19 protein-coding genes are annotated in these 19243 nt (G+C 38.8%); all 19 read right to left on the reverse strand.

The genetic code is table 11. The features are described 5' to 3' along the window. Positions 1-50: 50 nt before the first annotated feature. On the reverse strand, positions 51-1361 hold the full coding sequence (murA, locus tag G5W_RS0119565; protein WP_010099293.1) for a UDP-N-acetylglucosamine 1-carboxyvinyltransferase: 1311 nt from the start codon (positions 1359-1361) through the stop codon (positions 51-53). 34 nt (positions 1362-1395) lie between these two features. Beyond that, positions 1396-2106, reverse strand: coding sequence for a YwmB family TATA-box binding protein (locus G5W_RS0119570; RefSeq protein ID WP_010099294.1), 711 nt, complete (start codon positions 2104-2106; stop codon positions 1396-1398). A gap of 86 nt (positions 2107-2192) precedes the next feature. Further along, positions 2193-2423, reverse strand: a complete 231-nt coding sequence (locus tag G5W_RS0119575; RefSeq protein WP_029191207.1) for a DUF1146 family protein — start codon at positions 2421-2423, stop codon at positions 2193-2195. Between the two features lie 441 nt (positions 2424-2864). Then, positions 2865-3263, reverse strand: coding sequence for a F0F1 ATP synthase subunit epsilon (locus tag G5W_RS0119580; RefSeq protein ID WP_010099296.1), 399 nt, complete (start codon positions 3261-3263; stop codon positions 2865-2867). A gap of 55 nt (positions 3264-3318) precedes the next feature. After that, the gene (gene atpD / locus G5W_RS0119585) at positions 3319-4710 is read right to left on the reverse strand and encodes a F0F1 ATP synthase subunit beta (RefSeq protein ID WP_010099297.1); all 1392 of its coding nucleotides are present in this window, start codon (positions 4708-4710) and stop codon (positions 3319-3321) included. Between the two features lie 31 nt (positions 4711-4741). Then, positions 4742-5596, reverse strand: a complete 855-nt coding sequence (gene atpG / locus G5W_RS0119590; RefSeq protein WP_010099299.1) for an ATP synthase F1 subunit gamma — start codon at positions 5594-5596, stop codon at positions 4742-4744. Between the two features lie 97 nt (positions 5597-5693). Continuing rightward, positions 5694-7205 carry a F0F1 ATP synthase subunit alpha gene (gene atpA / locus G5W_RS0119595; protein WP_010099301.1) on the reverse strand — a complete coding sequence of 504 codons (1512 nt, stop codon included), beginning with the start codon at positions 7203-7205 and terminating at the stop codon, positions 5694-5696. Between the two features lie 18 nt (positions 7206-7223). Further along, the gene (locus G5W_RS0119600) at positions 7224-7769 is read right to left on the reverse strand and encodes a F0F1 ATP synthase subunit delta (protein ID WP_010099429.1); all 546 of its coding nucleotides are present in this window, start codon (positions 7767-7769) and stop codon (positions 7224-7226) included. After that, the gene (gene atpF / locus G5W_RS0119605) at positions 7766-8281 is read right to left on the reverse strand and encodes a F0F1 ATP synthase subunit B (RefSeq protein WP_010099431.1); all 516 of its coding nucleotides are present in this window, start codon (positions 8279-8281) and stop codon (positions 7766-7768) included. The genes G5W_RS0119600 and atpF overlap by 4 nt, the downstream gene beginning before the upstream one ends. 130 nt (positions 8282-8411) lie before the next feature. After that, positions 8412-8621 (reverse strand): F0F1 ATP synthase subunit C, encoded by a 210-nt coding sequence (atpE, locus tag G5W_RS0119610; protein WP_010099433.1) that lies wholly within the window; start codon positions 8619-8621, stop codon positions 8412-8414. A 93-nt stretch (positions 8622-8714) separates the two neighbouring features. Further along, positions 8715-9437 (reverse strand): F0F1 ATP synthase subunit A, encoded by a 723-nt coding sequence (gene atpB / locus G5W_RS0119615; protein WP_010099435.1) that lies wholly within the window; start codon positions 9435-9437, stop codon positions 8715-8717. A gap of 17 nt (positions 9438-9454) precedes the next feature. Then, the gene (locus G5W_RS0119620; RefSeq protein ID WP_010099437.1) at positions 9455-9829 is read right to left on the reverse strand and encodes an ATP synthase subunit I; all 375 of its coding nucleotides are present in this window, start codon (positions 9827-9829) and stop codon (positions 9455-9457) included. 3 nt (positions 9830-9832) lie between these two features. Continuing rightward, a complete protein-coding gene (locus tag G5W_RS0119625) occupies positions 9833-10051 on the reverse strand; it encodes an AtpZ/AtpI family protein (protein ID WP_010099439.1) in 219 nt (72 codons plus the stop codon). Between the two features lie 407 nt (positions 10052-10458). Then, positions 10459-12657 carry a S8 family serine peptidase gene (locus tag G5W_RS0119630; RefSeq protein WP_010099441.1) on the reverse strand — a complete coding sequence of 733 codons (2199 nt, stop codon included), beginning with the start codon at positions 12655-12657 and terminating at the stop codon, positions 10459-10461. Positions 12658-12772: 115 nt separating this feature from the next. Next, positions 12773-14893 (reverse strand): flagellar hook-associated protein FlgK, encoded by a 2121-nt coding sequence (gene flgK, locus G5W_RS23045; protein ID WP_010099443.1) that lies wholly within the window; start codon positions 14891-14893, stop codon positions 12773-12775. Positions 14894-15044: 151 nt separating this feature from the next. Beyond that, the gene (gene wecB / locus G5W_RS0119640; protein WP_010099445.1) at positions 15045-16157 is read right to left on the reverse strand and encodes a non-hydrolyzing UDP-N-acetylglucosamine 2-epimerase; all 1113 of its coding nucleotides are present in this window, start codon (positions 16155-16157) and stop codon (positions 15045-15047) included. A gap of 24 nt (positions 16158-16181) precedes the next feature. Beyond that, a complete protein-coding gene (upp, locus tag G5W_RS0119645; protein WP_010099446.1) occupies positions 16182-16811 on the reverse strand; it encodes a uracil phosphoribosyltransferase in 630 nt (209 codons plus the stop codon). A gap of 485 nt (positions 16812-17296) precedes the next feature. Then, a complete protein-coding gene (locus tag G5W_RS0119650; RefSeq protein ID WP_010099447.1) occupies positions 17297-17902 on the reverse strand; it encodes a class I SAM-dependent methyltransferase in 606 nt (201 codons plus the stop codon). A gap of 81 nt (positions 17903-17983) precedes the next feature. Continuing rightward, positions 17984-19219: a serine hydroxymethyltransferase gene (locus G5W_RS0119655; RefSeq protein WP_010099448.1), complete on the reverse strand. Its 1236-nt coding sequence runs from the start codon at positions 19217-19219 to the stop codon at positions 17984-17986. Positions 19220-19243: the final 24 nt, after the last annotated feature.

Consider the following 19243-nt stretch of genomic DNA (forward strand, 5'->3'; position numbering starts at 1 on the left):
AGGTGAAGCACAAAATAGTGCTCCACCTTAACAATCTATAACTTTTTCACTTAAGACAATTCTGCTACAAAGTCAATATCACGAGGGCTTACGATATCCCCATTTTCATCCACACGTTCGATATCCGCACCTAATTTTGCTAGCTTCTCAGCGAAGTTAACATAGCCACGATCTAAGTGTTTTAGTTCTGTAACTCTTGTTAAACCTTTTGCATGGAGCCCAGCAAGAATTAATGCAGCTGCTGCACGTAGGTCTGTCGCAGCTACTTCTGCACCTTGAAGTTCAGACGGTCCATCTATAATGACGCTTCGTCCTTCAATTTTCATTTTAGCATTCATGCGGCGGAATTCTTCCACATGCATGAAGCGATTTTCGAATACCGTTTCTGTTATAACACTAGTCCCATGAGCACATAACATTAATGCCATCATTTGAGACTGCATATCTGTTGGAAATCCTGGATGTGGTAATGTTTTAATATCAGTTGATTTTAATACATCAGGCCCGATAACACGGATTCCGTTACCTTCTTCTAAAATAGTTACCCCCATCTCCTCTAATTTAGAGATTAAAGGTCTTAAATGGTTACTAACAGCATTCTCAATTAGTACATTTCCACCAGTTATTGCAGCCGCGATCATAAAAGTACCTGCTTCAATTCGGTCAGGAATAATCGAATGCTCAGTTCCAGATAAAGTTTCTACACCTTCGATACGGATTGTTTCTGTTCCAGCACCAATAACTTTTCCACCCATTTTATTTAGGAAGTTAGCTAAATCAACAATTTCTGGTTCTTTAGCAGCATTTTCAATAATCGTTTTACCTTCAGCAAGAGCGGCAGCCATCATGATATTTTCAGTTGCACCAACACTTGGTACGTCTAAATAAATCTTCGCACCTTGTAATCTACCATTTACTTGTGCTTCAACAAAGCCATTCCCTACATGGACAGTTGCACCCATCGCTTCAAAGCCCTTAAGGTGTAGATCAATTGGACGTGAACCGATAGCACATCCGCCAGGCATCGCAACGTTCGCATGACCATAACGAGCTAGTAATGGTCCCAAAACAAGAACGGAGGCACGCATTTTACGGACATACTCAAATGGCGCTTCCGTTATTAATTGTTTTGAAGCATCGATCATTACTGTATTATTTTCAAACGTTACATCAGCATTCATATTACGTAAAACTTCATTAATTGTATAAACATCAGCTAGAGCTGGGACATCATGAATTACGTTTCTTCCCTCGCTAGCAAGAATACTCGCAGCAATTACGGGTAACACAGCATTCTTTGCACCCTCAATGTGAACATTACCATTCAATTGCTGTCCGCCTCTTACGATGATTTTATCCATATTCCAAATCTCCTTCAGATCCATTTTCCCTATATTAATATTCATTTATTAGGATAGGTGTTCCAATCGTGTATTGGACATCACCATTGCCAAGTGTTTGTGTTACTAATTGAACATTTACTGGCTCATCCTGAATGGTAATTTTTTGACCCCATAACGAGGTATACCCATATATTATTTCTAAATTTCTCACTGTCTTTAAATTGTCATTTTGTGTATTTTTATGTTGTAATTTTAGTTTTTTAGTAAAATTATCTACATAATCATTTTCAATTATAGCACTTGCCCTCGTAGTCATACAAGAGAATATTTTCATGTTTTCTGTAAAATATTTACTAGTTATTTCTGATTGAATTTCTATGTATGTAGATTGTACATCTGAATCCCATGTGTTCCCTTGAATTGTTACCACTAACTCAGCTTGATACGTCTCGTCTTTGGGAAAAATCACATTATAATTTACGATAATATTACCCTTTTTGTGAGTGTCCTTAACTGAATAAATAATACTGTTTTCATTTTCGGCCTTTGTGACTAAGTAACTACTACTTAAATCATGAAGGACTTGACTCAACTCAGCATCATCCTTATTTTCTTTTATAGTAACATTCCAACTATCAATTTGAAGATTACTTTTTGTAAAAACATTAGCAATATCAATTAGTTCATTTCGTTCATTTCCCATAGCATAAATTGTATTCGATATAAATAAAATTATTAGACATACGGATAATATTCGTTTCATAGTAAATCCCCCTTGTTCAACTTAGTAATAAGTATGAACAAGAGAGATACATAACATACGTCTAATTTGATAGTTTAATAGGTTTTCTATAGGAGATAAATAAGATCTTGAGACCATTGTAGAAACTCCAAAAAGAATCTACTTACGGTTGAACCAATAGCAATCGTTACTAAGAGTATTAATATCTGTGCCTCAGTTCCTTTACCTTTTCGGACTAATGGTTCAAAATTAATGGTTTGAATTAATCTCCAAGTAATAAATATAAATACTATATGGGAAATGATACTTATTAATGCAACTTGACCGATTGACAACATCTTTACCACCTATTTTAAAACTTTTACTTACCTTGACTCTGCCATGAATCAAGGGGAAAGTCAACTATATTGTGCTTCTCTTTAGCTTTCGACATGCAAACATAAAAATTTACCATTTCCCGGGAAATATCGACAATCGATAAGAAGTTTGTATATGTTTGTGGATTGAATATGTTTATAGGGTATAGGAGACTAATAGATGTTTATTTTTAGTAGTGTCCAACTAAAAATATTATCCCTTGAATTGGAATTTTACGAAATTTTTTAAGTATTTACTTGTAATATACTAATGTTCTTTAAGTGTTTATAACTATGATATTTACCTTGTTCTTCATATTCTGAACTTATAACCTGTGCAACCGATGTAATTTAACTATAAGTTATTTCATAGAATATAAAAAAACCTTCACAGCTTATCGCTGTGAAGATTTTTTATAAAGTTTATGATTGAGCAACATTCAAACGGTTAGCTGCTCTTCTGAGTGCTAATTCTGCCCTTACTCGATCGATATGATCTTCTTTTGACTGAAGACGACGTTCAGCACGTTCTTTTGCTGCTTGAGCTCGCGCTACATCGATATCTAGAGGCTTTTCGGCAGATTGCGCAAGTATTGTTACTTTATCTGGTCGAACCTCTAAAAATCCGCCGTTAATAGCTAGCTTTTCTTCACCAGATTCACGCTTTAAGCGAACAGCGCTAATCGACAGTGGAGCAACCAATGGAATATGCCCTGGTAATATACCTAGTTCTCCATTTTCTGCTTTACAGCTAACCATTTCATACGTATCTTCTAAAACAGGGCCATCAGGAGTAACAACACTCACAGTTAGTGTTTTCAATGTAACCCCTCCTAAAAGACTACCTGAGGGACAGTTCCCCCATTAAGCCTTATTATTATTCCATGCTTTTCGCTTTTTCAACAACTTCTTCAATACGACCAACTAGACGAAATGCATCTTCTGGAAGGTCATCATACTTACCATCTAAGATTTCTTTAAATCCTCTAACAGTTTCTTTTACTGGCACGTAAGATCCTGGTTGACCAGTAAATTGTTCTGCCACATGCAGATTTTGTGATAAGAAGAACTGGATGCGACGTGCACGAGCTACCGTTAATTTATCTTCATCAGAAAGTTCATCCATTCCAAGGATAGCGATGATGTCTTGTAATTCACGATACTTTTGCAGCGTAGCTTGAACTCCACGTGCAACTTCATAGTGTTCTTGACCAACAATTTCAGGGTCAAGGGCACGTGATGTTGATGCAAGTGGATCAACTGCAGGATAAATACCTTGCTCAGAAAGCTTACGCTCTAAGTTAGTCGTTGCATCTAAGTGAGCGAACGTTGTAGCTGGAGCCGGGTCAGTATAGTCATCGGCTGGTACATATATTGCTTGAATAGAAGTAACAGAACCTTTTCTAGTTGAAGTAATACGTTCTTGTAATTGACCCATTTCAGTTGCTAGTGTTGGTTGATAACCAACGGCTGATGGCATACGACCTAGTAGGGCGGATACCTCAGAACCAGCTTGTGTGAAACGGAAAATATTATCAATGAATAGTAGTACGTCTGCACCTTGCTCATCACGGAAGTATTCCGCCATTGTTAAACCTGTTAATGCTACACGCATACGAGCACCTGGTGGTTCGTTCATTTGTCCGAATACCATTGCAGTCTTTGCAATAACACCGGAGTCTTTCATCTCATAATATAGATCGTTACCTTCACGAGTACGTTCTCCAACACCTGCAAATACGGAGATCCCCCCGTGTTCTTGAGCAATATTGTTAATTAATTCTTGGATTAATACAGTTTTACCTACACCCGCACCGCCGAATAGACCAATTTTACCACCTTTAATGTAAGGTGCTAACAAGTCAACAACTTTAATTCCTGTTTCAAGAATTTCAGTTTCTGTTGATAGGTCTTCAAATTCAGGTGGTTCACGGTGTATTGGATCCAAGCGAATTCCTTCTGGTAATGCAGGATCCAAATCAATTTTCTCTCCTAATACGTTAAATACACGGCCTAATGTAACCTCACCAACTGGTACAGATATAGGTCTACCAAGGTTTTCTACTTCCATACCACGTTGCAAGCCATCAGTTGATGCCATCGCAATTGTACGAACAGAATTGTCACCTAGATGAAGTGCAACTTCTAATGTTAAGCTTCCTTCAGCTAGTTTGACATTTAATGCGTTATAAATTTCAGGGAGCTTGTCGTCATCAAATCGAACGTCAACGACTGGTCCCATTACTTGTGTAACGTGTCCTTTGCTCATTGATTACCCTCCTAACTTACTTTTATCAAGATTATTCTAGAGCGCTTGCTCCCCCAACAATCTCGGTAATTTCCTGTGTGATTGCTGCTTGGCGTGCACGGTTATAAGTCAAGGATAGACCATCAATTAAGTCTGATGCGTTATCACTTGCACTACGCATAGCCGTCATACGTGCAGCATGCTCACTTGCTTTTGCATCAAGTAATGCACCATAGATTAGACTTTCAGCATACTGTGGTAAAAGTACTGCTAAAATTTGTTCCTCACCAGGTTCATATTCATATTGGCTACTTGATCCAGAAACATCCATATTTTCAATCGGCAATAACTGGTTCGTTGTAACTACTTGAGATATTGCACTAACATAATGGTTATAAATAATAACTAAACGATCAATTTCACCATCACTATACATTTGCACAGTTTCAGAAGCGATGTCCTTAATCGTTGCAAATGATGGTTGGTCTGGAAGTCCGATAATACTTCTTGCCATTGGTACATTACGCTTCTTACAGAAGTCAACCGCCATTCTACCAATAGCGATTACCGTATATTCATCAGAAGACTTGTGATTTTGTTCGATCGTATTTCGTAGATTCCGTAAAATGTTTGCGTTATACGCACCTGCTAAACCACTATCAGCAGTAATAGCAATATAACCAGTTTTTTTCACTTCACGGGTTTGAAGCATTGGATGACTAGCGTCAGTATTTTTTGCGATACTAGCAACAACCTCTTGCATTTTTTCACTATAAGGAACAAATGCTTTAGCGTTTTGCTCTGCTTTATTCATCTTAGATGCTGAAACCATTTCCATCGCTTTCGTGATTTTTTTCATTTTCGTAGTGGAATCAATACGTTTTTTTATATCTCTAAGTGATGCCAAGCTCTTTCACCACCCTTTCGCTTCAGAGCGGGAGTAAAAAGCTTAAGTGTTCAATGGAACCCCTAAGCTTTCTACTCATTACTCTTAAAGGTATTTATTAATTTTCTGTTGTTAAAAATGTTTTTTTGAATGCTTCGACAGCACTGTTTAAATCTTCTACTTCTGGTAGGTTTCCAGTTTCACGAATTACAGTCAGTAATTCAGGCTTATTATTATCTAACCATAAGTTGAATTCAGACTCGAAGCGAGTAATATCTTCAACAGGGATATCATCTAAGAATCCATTTGTTAGAGCAAAAATAATCATTACCTGATACTCTACCTTAAGTGGCTTGTGTAATCCTTGCTTTAGAACTTCTACTGTACGAGCTCCACGGTTAAGTTTTGCTTGTGTTGTTTTATCAAGGTCAGAACCAAACTGAGCAAATGCCTCTAATTCACGATACGAAGCAAGGTCTAGGCGTAATGTACCAGCTACGTTTCTCATCGCTCTGATTTGTGCGGAACCACCAACACGCGATACAGATAAACCTGCGTTAATCGCTGGGCGTACTCCAGAGAAGAATAAGTCAGATTGTAAGAAAATCTGTCCATCCGTAATAGAGATTACGTTTGTTGGAATGTATGCAGAGATATCGCCTGCTTGTGTTTCAACAAATGGTAGTGCCGTTAAAGAACCGCCACCTTTTGCATCACTAAGCTTAGCCGCACGCTCTAATAAACGTGAGTGTAAATAGAATACATCCCCTGGGAATGCTTCACGACCTGGAGGACGACGAAGTAATAGGGAAAGCTCACGATATGCTGCTGCTTGTTTTGATAAGTCATCATATACAACAAGTACGTGCTTGCCATTGTACATGAACTCTTCACCCATTGTTACACCAGTATATGGAGCAAGGTATAATAATGGAGCCGGATCAGATGCACCCGCAGCTACAACGATCGTGTAGTCTAATGCACCGTAACGGCGAAATGTTTCAACCGTTCCACGAACCGTTGATTCTTTTTGACCAATCGCAACATAGATACAAATCATGTCTTGGTCTTTTTGGTTTAGGATTGTGTCAACCGCTACAGTTGTTTTACCTGTTTGACGGTCCCCGATAATAAGCTCACGTTGTCCACGCCCGATTGGTACTAGTGCGTCAATCGCTTTAATACCTGTTTGAAGTGGTTCATGAACCGATTTACGATCCATTACTCCTGGAGCAGGAGATTCGATCGGACGAGTCTTGCTAGTTTCAATTGGCTTCCCACCATCAATTGGTTGTCCTAATGGGTTAACAACACGACCAATTAGCTCCTCACCAACTGGTACTTGCATGATACGTCCTGTACGACGAACTTCGTCGCCTTCTTTAATTTCTGTGTAAGGGCCTAGAATTACGATACCGACGTTTGACTCTTCTAAGTTCTGCGCCATACCCATTACACCATTTGAAAATTCAACAAGCTCTCCAGACATGACATTGTCAAGACCGTGAGCACGTGCGATACCGTCCCCAATTTCAATAACTGTTCCGACATCACTTACTTCAATATCTGAATCGAAATTTTCGATTTGCTGTTTTATCAGTTTACTGATTTCTTCAGCTTTGATGCTCATACCATTTCACCCCTATCATCAAATGTTCGCAAGTTTAATATTTTGCTCAATACGACGTAATTTCCCACTAATCGTTCCATCGAAAATGGTGTTCCCCATACGGATTTTCATACCACCAACAATGGAAGGGTCTATTACGTTTACAAGCTTGACAACTGATTTATTCAGACGTTTTGCAAATGATTTTTCAAGATCTGATCGTTCAGCATCAGATAACTCACGAACAGAATATACTGTTCCTTGTGCTACACCACTTGCTTCGTTTACAAGCGCTTCAAATGAATCCGCAATTTCTGGAACGATACCTACACGGTGACGTTCTACAAGGATCTTCAATGTATTTAATACATCTTGAGACACCCCTGCAAATACTTCTGTTAGAAATTGTTGTTTTTTCACGTTTGTAACGCGTGGGTGTGCTAAGAACGAAGTTAATTCACTATTCTCATTAAAGACTTGTTTCACAACACCTAATTCATTCACTAGGATGTTAAGTGTTGATTTTTCACTACCGAGTTGATAAAGAGCATCTGCGTAACGTTTTGCAACTACTGCTTCACTCATCGCTCTTCTCCTACCTCTTTAATGTATTCGTTAATCAGCTTCTCTTGATCTTGTGCACTTAATTCTTTCTCAATTACTTTACTTGCAATAAGAACAGATAAGGACGCAACTTGATCTTGAAGTGCTTGAAGTGCTTTTTCTTTTTCGTTTTGAATTTCTTCTTGAGCTGCCTTTTTGATGCGATCTGCTTCCTGTCTTGCAGCTTCAATAATATCTTGTTCCTGCTTCACACCAGCATTTTTTGCATCTTCAATAATTTTTTGAGCTTCTAATTTCATTTGTTTTAATTGGTCTGTAGCTTCTTTTGCAGCCTTCTCAGCCTCGATACGGCTTTGTTCTGCAGCTTCGATTTCGCTTGCTACATATTCTTCACGCTTCTTCATCATGTTCATTACTGGACCCCATGCGAACTTACCAACTAGGGCTAGTAAAATGAGGAAGAAGATTAGTTGTACGATCATATCACCAACATGAAATCCACCTAAAGCGGCGTATATAGTGAATGCTTGCACCGAATTCACTCCTTTCAACCTGATTCATACCATCAATCTTCAACAATAAAACTACTATTTTATTACTCAGGTAAAAACAACGGCGAAGTTTTATAGGACATCTTCGCCATTTTCAAGTTTGATAAAATTATTACATTACCATTAATGCGATTACTACCGCGATGATAGGCATTGCCTCTACTAGACCTACACCGATAAACATAGTAGTTTGAAGTTGACCTTTAAGCTCAGGTTGACGAGCGATCCCTTCAACTGTTTTACTAACGATTAAACCGTTACCAATACCTGCACCAAGTGCTGCTAAACCTACCGCTATTGCTGCTGCTAATGCTCCTGACATAATATAAAATCCTCCTTAAAATATAAATATAATTTTTTTAATAATAATTTCCGGTTTTAACAGAGTTCTATTAAAACTGGTCAATTAATCTGATTAATGTTCTTCACTAACTTTATGCGAAATGTATACCATAGAAAGCATTGTGAAGATAAATGCTTGGATACCTCCGATAAATACAGAGAAACCTTGCCATGCTAAGAATGGAATTGCACCACCAATGAATCCCCAAACACTGCCTGCAGTCATACTAACTAGTAATGCTAGTAGAACTTCCCCAGCATATAAGTTACCAAATAGACGAAGTCCTAATGTTAACGTATTGGAGAATTCTTCAATAATTTTAATTGGGAATAGTGGCCATAGTGGTTGGAAGTAAGATTTAACATAGTTCTTTCCACCACGTAGTTTAATTCCATAGAAATGAGATAAGATAATTACCATTGCTGCTAATGTAAGGGTAATACCGGGATCCGCTGTCGGTGATTTCCACCAAACTTCACCATTGTATACTCCGTTAGTGATAACACCTAACATGTTACCTACTAGAATGTAAGTAAATAGCGTTAGTGCTAATGGTAAGAATAGCTTACCTGTCTTCCAATCCATTGTGTCATTTACGATTCCTTTAACAAAATCGAGAATCCATTCCATGACATTTTGTACGCCAGTTGGTTTCATTTGTAACTTTCTAGCACCTAACACGGAAAGGACAAAAACGATTGCTGATGTTACGATAATCATAAATACATTCGATAAATTGAAATCGAGCCAGCTAATTCCAAAGACGTCATGTACTATCGGCGCCCCATGATCCATACTTATTCACCCCTCTTTCAAGCGCTGTCCTGATTTTTGTTCTTAATAAAATCTATCATAATGACCAAGTATGAAGTCATTAATCCAATTATCACGGCAATCATATGAAAATACTCTTCGTAGCGAAGTGCAATTATGACTGCTAATGCAACTGCGGCAAACCTTGATACTGTACCTAGTCCTCGCGCTTTTTCTTCTTTAGCGACTGCTTCTGTAAATTCAATTGTTTTCTTTTGTAATAGATAAAGATTATAGAAGCTTATGGCACTTCCTAGTAGAAGCCCGAGGAAAATTCGTAAATAAGGAGTAAATCCTGCCCCAAGTACGAATACTGCTAGTAGGTAAAACATCCACTTACGCTGACGGGCATATTGTTTTTCAGTGTTGGTCATTCCTTACTCGTCTCCCGCTTCAGTGAATTTCTTAACAACTGTTACCATTCCATAGATTCCAGCAGCCAGTCCTAGCAGAAGCCCAATTATGGTAAAAATTGGCTTTGTGTGTAGCAAATTGTCGACCATGCCACCTATGAAAATCCCTAGAATCGTTCCACCCGCTAAATTAGCAGATACTGCACTTGTTAGTACAATTGCATGATGTGGCTTTTTCCCCATGATGGACACTCCTTTTCACAAAGAGTTCTGTGGGGGGAATGTTGGAGTAGGTTTTAATAAAATGAAAACTATGTATTTTCGATACAACGCGATAATTTTCAGTTAATTGGAAACCCTATCATTCTTATTCCACACTAAGTCAGTTTACATTAGCCTACCTTTACTTGTCAATCGGTTTCCCTCTATTTTTGACATATTTCATGCATTCTTAATATTGCATTCAAAAATGACTAGTGATAAACTGTATAGTTTTTAATTCTCCTTATATTATATCGGAATCCTATCGTTCTAATGGTGACATTTTTGTGAACGAATAGAAGTAATAATGAGGTTATTTTTTACCTTTTCCTCGCGGTTCAAAGAGAAGGTTTTGAGGCCACGCCCCAAAACCTTCTCTTCCAACTTCTTTATAGGTCTGGTCCTATCTCCAACTCCGTTTCATAGCTTTCATAACTTCCATCTTCTAATTGAACAGTAATGATAGCTAAATACCTTCCAGGTGCACCTATATCCCTTTTTGTAAGATAACCCTCATTCATTCCTAGCTTTGTATCTTCCATTCGTAGTAATGTTCGATCATAGATTAGCGAGTGTGGGTCGTATAATTCCACTTCTACACTTCGAGTTTCTTCCGTTAAATATAGTCGATAGACGAATTCATCATCAGAGAAGGATTTCAAGGAAAACTCGAATCCTGTCGCTTTTGGATAATTTGCCGTTTCATTAATAAACAAATACGGTAGATGGTATGTCTCTTCTTCAGATTGCAATTCAAGCCATCCTTGATGGATACCCTTTTCCAATTGTCTAGAAGTAATACTGATTTCAAGAGGAACCTCGATTTTCTCTCCTGGTTCAACCGTAAAAGGCATCGGTAAATTCCAACTAATACTTCGCTGTTTCGTTGGGAGATTAAAAGAATACTTCCTTGTTTTTTTGGATGTATTTTCAACTATAAGGTTGATGGTTTTGGTTTCACGGTAATCGGTTATTTTCCCAAATGCCAGTGATGGGTTGTAGATGATTGTCGGTGTTTCCATAGCGCGCTTTGGATTAATATTTCCCATTCCTTGCATAATCGGTTCATACGGTTCTCCAGTCCCATCTATCATTCGATTTGCTGTCGTTTTTAAAGCACCAAATATTTTCTCGTTGGACCAGTTGGGTTTTGCTTCCTTCATTATGGCAATCACTCCCGCAACATGCGGACTAGCCATACTGGTACCTTGAAGGGCTAAATAACCACCAGGGACTGTACTGAGCACATTGGTTCCCGGCGCAAGTATATCAGGCTTTATCTCCCAATTTACGGTTACCGGTCCTCTAGAACTAAATTCCGCTATGCCGCTATCCTGTTTATCATAAATGGTATCGATATAAGGATGTTTTTCTTTTTCTACATAGCGCTTTAGCCATTTTCCATCTTCTCTCGAAATAGACACCACTGGGATTTGTATTGGTTCCTCATTATTTGTTATTGCTCCTTGAAAAGTCCCTTCTTCGTTATTGTAAATAACAGCTGCTATTGCTCCCTTTTGCTCAGCCTCTTTGGCTAATTCGTAAAAAGGAATTTTTCCCCTTTCAATCAAAGCAATTTTCCCTGTTAAATCATTTGATGTGGAAAGAGCAACTTCATAATCCATGGATAGTTTCCATGGATTAGAGCCAACCATTGGTGTAAGATCAATTCGCCTATTAGCTAAGGCATCAAATAATACTGGAATTGTCTGTTCATTTGCATATGCCCCTACCGAAAACGCTTTAGATGCCGTCGCTGGAGCACCAACAGTCCAATTATCCGGTCCACTATTCCCATTCGCAATCACAACCGCTACCCCAAGCTCAGCTGCCCGATTAACAGCGGTGCTAGTTGGATAATCTGGGCCATTAACCGAATTGCCGAGGGAAAGATTCAACACATCGACACCATCTTCAACCGCTTGTTCCATTGCAGCAATTACTTGTACAGAGGTTCCGCTACCACCAGGACCTAATGCTCGGTAAGCCCTAATTTCCGCATCTGGCGCAACTCCTTGCATATTTCCATCTGCGGCAATAATACCCGCGACATGTGTCCCATGATTGGTGGGCATCCCTTCTTCTGGGAGTGTCTCCATCGGATCCTCATCTAAATCTACTAAATCATACCCACCTGTGTAGTTATGTTGTAGGTCGGGATGATTATAATCAATTCCGGTATCGACAACACCAACCACTACGCCCTTTCCAGTGTAACTTGTATTATTTAGTTCAGATGGAACAATCATTTCTGGACTCACCTCTGCGACATCCTCAATTGTTTTTAGTGGGGATTCGTATTGGTTTGTTTGATAGGTTTCGACGGAATGAATGGCTTTTACAAACTCTAAAGTCCCCATTCTTGCTAGGTCATCGGGGGAACCTTGCAACGCAAGTCCGTTAAATAATTTATCATATGTAGCAATCACGTCAATAAATGGATGATAGGTTTCCAAAAACTTCTTATGTTCTAATGGATTCCCTGTAACCTCAATAATAATGGATTCCTGTTCTTCCATAGCTAGAACATTTCCACCACCAAACAGGTATAAAATCAGGGTTAAACATCCTAATTGTAAAAAGCGCAATCTATCCCTCCTTCCTTAGCTATTATTCCATTATCCATCTATGTTGATACATAAACAAAATGAACAATAATCATGCGTAGGCAATAAAAAAGAAGAAAGCAATTTATGCTTCCTCCTACATTTTATTTATAATACGGTCTAATACTTCATCCATTGCTGTTATTTGTCTGGATGCAGCGTTAAATGCATGTTGGAACTGTATTAGATTGGTAAACTCTTCATCTAGTGAAACCGAACTAATCGATTGTCTATTCTCGGAAACAGTATGTCTGAGAACGGAAGTATTGTCCTCCATTCGCATCGCTTCTTGTGTCATCACACCTAATTGACCAATGATATTTCCAAAATAGGTACGGAAATCACTAAATTCGCTACTAAACGGCAGATCCATCTCACTAACATTTGCTAAATCTAAGGCGTTTTGACCATCACCATTTGTAGTACCTTTACCTGCTGCGATTTTACTAATATCATTTACGACATCATCCGAAACTTTTATACGCCCCGCATAGCCCTCTTTCTCAAACCCATCCTGACCAGCAGTTTCCACGTATTCTCGAATGTTTGTACCGATAATATTGATTAATTGTTCTGACCAATCAGTGGCATTAATATCTACCGATGTCCCACCAGTATCCTGTACGATATGTTCGACATCCTCCAGATTATATGGAAAGCTAGGATTAAATATTCCGTGGATTTGTATTCCTCGCTCCTTGAATTGATCCAGTATATCCTCTGAGGTTAGTAAACTATCATCTGATTCATCAGTAACAAAAATAATATGTTTAAATGACTCATTTGTCCCATAAACCGGAATAATCCCATTAAGAGCATCCATTAAATTTTCTCTAGCCCCACTAATTTCAAGGTTTTTTATCTCTTGTTCGAACTCAGCGAGGTCGGTGGTCCAGATATCTTGACTATCAGGAAAAACGATAGACTGAGAGTTTTCGATATATTTTACTAATCCAAGGTTTACATTCTTCAATTGGTCTCCCTTTGTAAGTTCTCCAACAAATTCGGCTAATTTATCAGCGACAGTTGCAAGTTTCCCCCCCATACTACCACTGTTATCTACTACAAATACGACATCCGCCGTCTCTCTACTATAAGATGAAATTCTATCATGCACGCTATCAGCGAAAAATGGGATGTCCATAGGCGCATTCGCATTTTCGAAGGTACTGTTACCAGCTTCATGGATTTCATTAAAAGCCGCTGCATAGTTGAATGCCATATTATCAAGTTCAGCTAGCATCCAAGGGAATGTTCCTTCGACTTCTCCATTTGCATTTTCATAACCTTGTAGCTCTATCAATGCTTGAATTTCTCCCATCGAAGTAAAATCATTCCCAGTTATTGTTCTAGAACCTAATGTGATAGAACCAACTGAACCTTTTATTCCGTCCTGTACAGAAAGCGTGTTAGCTACCTTTAAATCAGTATCTACTAGCTTTGTATTCCCAAAGATGGAATATCCATTATCACCGATAATCTCTATGGAATAGACCCCATCTGCAATTGCCATAGCAGCGTTCCCACTCTTATAGGCGGTTACCTTTATATTGACTAACTCTGATAGCTTGTCTACTAATCCATCCCGTTCATCATATAAATCGTTCGGTAGATAACCATTGCCTTCTAGTTTCTCAATTTGCATATTTAATTCATTAATTTGAGTAGCTAATGTATTAACCTTCTCAACCTTCTCAACCAACTGGCCTTTTAGTTGTCTTTTCACTGTTGTCAAAGAAGTATGTAAGTGGTTAAATGTATCTGCTACCGCAATACCGCGCTGACGTACAATAGATCGCGCAGCTTCACTAGTAGGGTCCACTGCTAAGTCTTGTAAGGACTGCCAGAAGGATTCCATTGTATGGGATAAACCTTGTTTAGAAGGTTCGTTCATAATCGATTCCATACGAGTTAGTGCTTCTGTCTTTGTATGATAGTAACCGTATTTACTAGATTCGGTACGAAATTGGAAGTCTGTATAATGAACACGTAGCCTTTCCACAACATTCACTTCTACCCCAGAACCAATCTGTCCAGGAAGCTCCAGTCTATTGCGCGACATACCGTTAATTGGATTTGTCTCCACATAATTTACCCGCTGCCTGGAATAACCATCCGTATTTGCGTTTGCTATATTATGTCCGGTTGTACGAATTGCTGATTGGTGCGAAAAAATCGCCCGCTTCATTAATTCTATTCCAGAAAACGATGCACCCATAACCGATCCTACTTTCTAAATCTATTTTCCTATTCTTTCATTATAGTAGATTTGTCCTAGTCACGTAAAGGGGACTTATTCAAACCGAAAGACTATGATAGCTAAGCGGCACAAAAAAACAGGACCCTTTTCACAAGAGTCCTGCTAATTATTACTTAAAGTATTCTACAATCGCATCTGCAATTCTTCGTGATGCCTCGCCATCTCCATATGGATTGGATGCTTTGGCCATCTTATCATGCGCTGCGTGATCTGACAATAATTCATTTGCTAGATTAAAGATCGTATCTTCATCTGTTCCAGCTAACTTCAATGTCCCTGCTTCTATTCCCTCTGGTCGTTCTGTTGTGTCTCGCAACACAAGAACTGGTACCCCTAATGAAGGTGCTTCCTCTTGTACACCACCAGAATCGGTTAGAATGAGATGTGAACGAGCAGCAAAGTTGTGGAAATCGACAACATCTAGTGGCTCAATTAGCTGAATACGTTCGTCATTTCCTAGAATCTCGTTTGCCGTATCTCGAACAACAGGATTTAAATGTACAGGATATACAACATGAATATCCTGATGCTCTTCAACTAGGCGCTTAATTGCTCGGAACATTTGTTGCATATTTTCGCCAAGATTTTCACGACGGTGTGCAGTCATTAAAACGAGGCGTTTTCCATTAATTTCATCTAGAATAGGATGACTGTAATTATCATCAACTGTAGTCTTTAGTGCATCAATTGCCGTGTTCCCAGTTACATAGATGCGATCCTCTGGCTTATTCTCATCTAGCAAATTCTGTTTTGACTTTTCCGTAGGAGAGAAGTGTAAGTCTGCCATAACTCCTGTAAGCTGGCGGTTCATTTCCTCTGGGAACGGTGAGTACTTATTCCAAGTTCTTAAGCCGGCTTCTACATGGCCTACTGCTATTTGATTATAATACGCAGCAAGCGAAGCAACAAACGTCGTACTCGTATCACCATGTACAAGAACAATATCAGGCTTCGTTTCTTTCATCACTTCATCTAAGCCTTCTAATGCACGTGTTGTAATTTGAGCAAGTGTCTGCTTCTGTTTCATAATATTCAAATCAATGTCAGGTGTAATATTAAATATTTCTAAAACCTGATCCAGCATTTCTCTGTGCTGAGCTGTTACAGTAACGATTGTTTCAAACTCATCAGTACGCTTTTTCAATTCAAGGACAAGCGGAGCCATTTTAATTGCTTCTGGTCTTGTCCCAAAAATTGTCATCACCTTGATGCGTTTTGACATCTATATCCACTCCGATTTACCGAATTATTTTGTACCGTACAAGCGGTCACCAGCATCCCCAAGACCTGGTACGATATAAGCATGATCATCTAATTTTTCATCAAGTGCAGCTAAATAAATATCTACATCTGGATGTGCTTCCTTAATTACCTCTACACCTTCTGGCGCGGCGATTAAACACATCAGACGAATATTTTTTGCACCACGATTTTTTAACGACTGAATAGCATCTTTAGCAGATCCACCTGTTGCTAGCATCGGATCAATAACTATTAATTCACGCTCTTCTATATCAGAAGGTAGCTTTATGTAATATTCTACCGGCTTCAATGTTTCCGGATCACGATATAATCCAACATGCCCAACCTTAGCAGCAGGGATTAACTTCAACATCCCATCAACCATTCCAAGACCCGCACGAAGAATAGGAACTAGTCCGATTTTCTTACCAGCTAACACCTTCGTTTTAGTAGAAGTGACTGGCGTTTCAATCGTCGTCTCTTCTAATGGTAGGTCACGCGTAATTTCAAATGCCATCAGCATTGCAACCTCATCTACTAATTCACGAAATTCCTTTGTACCAGTATTCTTGTCACGGATAAACGATAATTTATGTTGGATCAACGGGTGATCTAAAACATGTACATTTCCCATTTGGCTACCACTCCTTATTTGTTTAGTTACATCCTTAAAATTGTACTGAAAAAAACGTACTTATTCAAGGTTGAGGTGGTAAATGTTAGGAAGTCGTAATTTTTATGGTCGTGTAAGGGGAAGATTATCGTGATGAAATAGTGTACTTGCACTCGAGCCACTAAGTGTATTTCTCGAGAGAGGTTTCTAGTTTGCTACGCGACTTGTGGTGTTACTTGCGAGAGACAGAAACATCCTTACGCGACTTCTATCATCTGGTGCAAGTTCGTGGAGAACTCTCGTTAGTTTTCTAGAAACTCGCGCGAATTTATGATGTCCTCTCGTTAAATTGTGGTTGATACGCGCGAGTTTCATAAGAAGGTCTTATTAATACTCAGTTCTTGCAAATTATATATTAAAACCACGAGATACAAAAAGAACTCTAACTCGTATGACTTGTTACACTCTTTTTTCGACCTCAATGGAAATTGGTATTACCGATTGCGCTAACCTTTTGTTGCTTCCAAACACCAAAAAACACCATTTGAATGTCGTTTTACCGAAGTAAAGTGATTTCTCTGTAATAGATTTTCTATCTCCGTAACATCTAATAAAGTGAAGGAATTCGTTCTTTGCATTTTTTCCATTTGAGCTCTATCCGTAATGGATATATAAACTTTTCCTCCGGGTTTCAGTACTCTATGAATCTCAGAGAAGGAGCGGTTTAGATCAATCCAGAAATAAATCGTATGAATAGAAAACACTTTATCAAAAATAATATCTTCAAAAGGCAAGTCCATCACATCTCCATAACGGAGTTCCATTAGGCCTTGTTCAATATATTTTAAATTTCGTTTTCTTGCTTGTTTAAGCATCTCATTTGAGATATCTATACCAGTAGCACTGCCAATATCCACGGTTTTAACTATCTCATGTAAAGTAGCGCCATTACCAATTCCTATCTCTAGGATAACCGCTTTTCCTTTTAAATCCATTACTTCTGTAGTCCAACGATTAATAGTCAAATTTCCCTTTTGCATATAGTTGCCAATCCATTTTGAAAAGAGTCCTCTAGGCTGTCTCAATTGATTACCTAACCAACGTTGAAGCATATTATCTCCCCTCTTTATCCAAAAAGGAGCTTGTTTCACGGAAACAAGCTCCTCAATCTCTATCTAATAAGCAGGCCCAAATTATGCATAAAGCGGTGATTTTTCCGTTAGAGCTAATACACGCTCTGCCGCTTCTTTTAACACTGCTTCGTCTTCATGGTTCTTCAATGTTAACGAAATAATACTGGCAATCTCACGCATTTCTTCTTCCTTAAATCCTCGTGTGGTAACAGCCGGTGTACCAATACGGATACCACTTGTTACAAATGGGCTTTCTGTGTCAAAAGGAATCGTGTTTTTATTGACAGTAATTCCGATTTCATCTAGGACATGCTCTGCAACCTTTCCAGAGATGCCTAGTGGCGTAACGTCTAATAATAGTAAATGATTGTCAGTTCCACCAGATACAACACGGATTCCCTCTTCTACCAAGGCTTCACCAAGTGCCTTGGCATTTGCGATGATCTGTTTAGAGTATTCTTTGAATTCATCAGATAATGCTTCTTTAAATGCTGTCGCTTTCGCTGCAATAATATGCATTAGTGGACCACCTTGCATTCCAGGGAAAACAGCTTTGTCAATCTTTTTGGCATATTCTTCTTTACAAAGAATCATCCCACCACGTGGGCCACGTAATGTCTTATGTGTTGTTGTGGTTACAAAATCTGCATATGGTACTGGATTAGGGTGTAAGCCAGCAGCAACTAACCCTGCAATGTGAGCCATGTCCACCATTAGGTAGGCACCAACCTCATCCGCAATTTCACGGAATTTCGCAAAGTCAAGAGTACGAGAATATGCACTAGCCCCAGCTACAATTAGTTTTGGCTTTACTTCTCTTGCTTTATCAAGTACTTTGTCATAGTCTAATTGCTCCGTTTCTTTCTCCACACCGTAATCGACAAAGTTATATAATGTTCCACTAAAATTAACTGGGCTACCATGTGTTAAATGACCACCATGGTTTAGATTCATACCTAGAACTGTATCACCTGGCTCTAATACAGAGAAATAAACCGCCATATTTGCTTGTGCACCAGAGTGCGGTTGAACATTCGCATGGTCTGCTCCAAATAATTCTTTTGCACGGTCACGAGCTAAGTCTTCTACTACATCCACATGCTCACAACCACCATAATAACGCTTACCTGGATATCCTTCTGCATATTTATTCGTTAAGACAGAACCCATCGCTTCCATTACTGCCTCTGAAACGAAATTTTCGGATGCAATAAGCTCAATCTTATTTTGCTGACGCTTTTTTTCTGCTTGAATTGCCTCAAATAATTCGTGATCATTCTGCATTAAATGTTCCATCGGTAAATCCTCCCCAATTTAGTT

The sequence above is a fragment of the Ornithinibacillus scapharcae TW25 genome, from assembly GCF_000190475.1.
Classification (GTDB): domain Bacteria; phylum Bacillota; class Bacilli; order Bacillales; family Amphibacillaceae; genus Ornithinibacillus; species Ornithinibacillus scapharcae.

What these genes read in the sequence shown, in the direction of transcription:
- G5W_RS0119620 (WP_010099437.1), bottom strand. Translation starts at nt 9,829, where the DNA reads ATGACCAACACTGAAAAACAATATGCCCGTCAGCGTAAGTGGATGTTT.
- wecB (WP_010099445.1), bottom strand. Translation starts at nt 16,157, where the DNA reads ATGTCAAAACGCATCAAGGTGATGACAATTTTTGGGACAAGACCAGAA.
- upp (WP_010099446.1), bottom strand. Translation starts at nt 16,811, where the DNA reads ATGGGAAATGTACATGTTTTAGATCACCCGTTGATCCAACATAAATTA.
- flgK (WP_010099443.1), bottom strand. Translation starts at nt 14,893, where the DNA reads ATGGGTGCATCGTTTTCTGGAATAGAATTAATGAAGCGGGCGATTTTT.
- atpA (WP_010099301.1), bottom strand. Translation starts at nt 7,205, where the DNA reads ATGAGCATCAAAGCTGAAGAAATCAGTAAACTGATAAAACAGCAAATC.
- G5W_RS0119650 (WP_010099447.1), bottom strand. Translation starts at nt 17,902, where the DNA reads ATGCTTCAACGTTGGTTAGGTAATCAATTGAGACAGCCTAGAGGACTC.
- atpB (WP_010099435.1), bottom strand. Translation starts at nt 9,437, where the DNA reads ATGGATCATGGGGCGCCGATAGTACATGACGTCTTTGGAATTAGCTGG.
- G5W_RS0119575 (WP_029191207.1), bottom strand. Translation starts at nt 2,423, where the DNA reads ATGTTGTCAATCGGTCAAGTTGCATTAATAAGTATCATTTCCCATATA.
- atpE (WP_010099433.1), bottom strand. Translation starts at nt 8,621, where the DNA reads ATGTCAGGAGCATTAGCAGCAGCAATAGCGGTAGGTTTAGCAGCACTT.
- G5W_RS0119600 (WP_010099429.1), bottom strand. Translation starts at nt 7,769, where the DNA reads ATGAGTGAAGCAGTAGTTGCAAAACGTTACGCAGATGCTCTTTATCAA.
- G5W_RS0119625 (WP_010099439.1), bottom strand. Translation starts at nt 10,051, where the DNA reads ATGGGGAAAAAGCCACATCATGCAATTGTACTAACAAGTGCAGTATCT.
- atpD (WP_010099297.1), bottom strand. Translation starts at nt 4,710, where the DNA reads ATGAGCAAAGGACACGTTACACAAGTAATGGGACCAGTCGTTGACGTT.
- G5W_RS0119655 (WP_010099448.1), bottom strand. Translation starts at nt 19,219, where the DNA reads ATGGAACATTTAATGCAGAATGATCACGAATTATTTGAGGCAATTCAA.
- G5W_RS0119570 (WP_010099294.1), bottom strand. Translation starts at nt 2,106, where the DNA reads ATGAAACGAATATTATCCGTATGTCTAATAATTTTATTTATATCGAAT.
- murA (WP_010099293.1), bottom strand. Translation starts at nt 1,361, where the DNA reads ATGGATAAAATCATCGTAAGAGGCGGACAGCAATTGAATGGTAATGTT.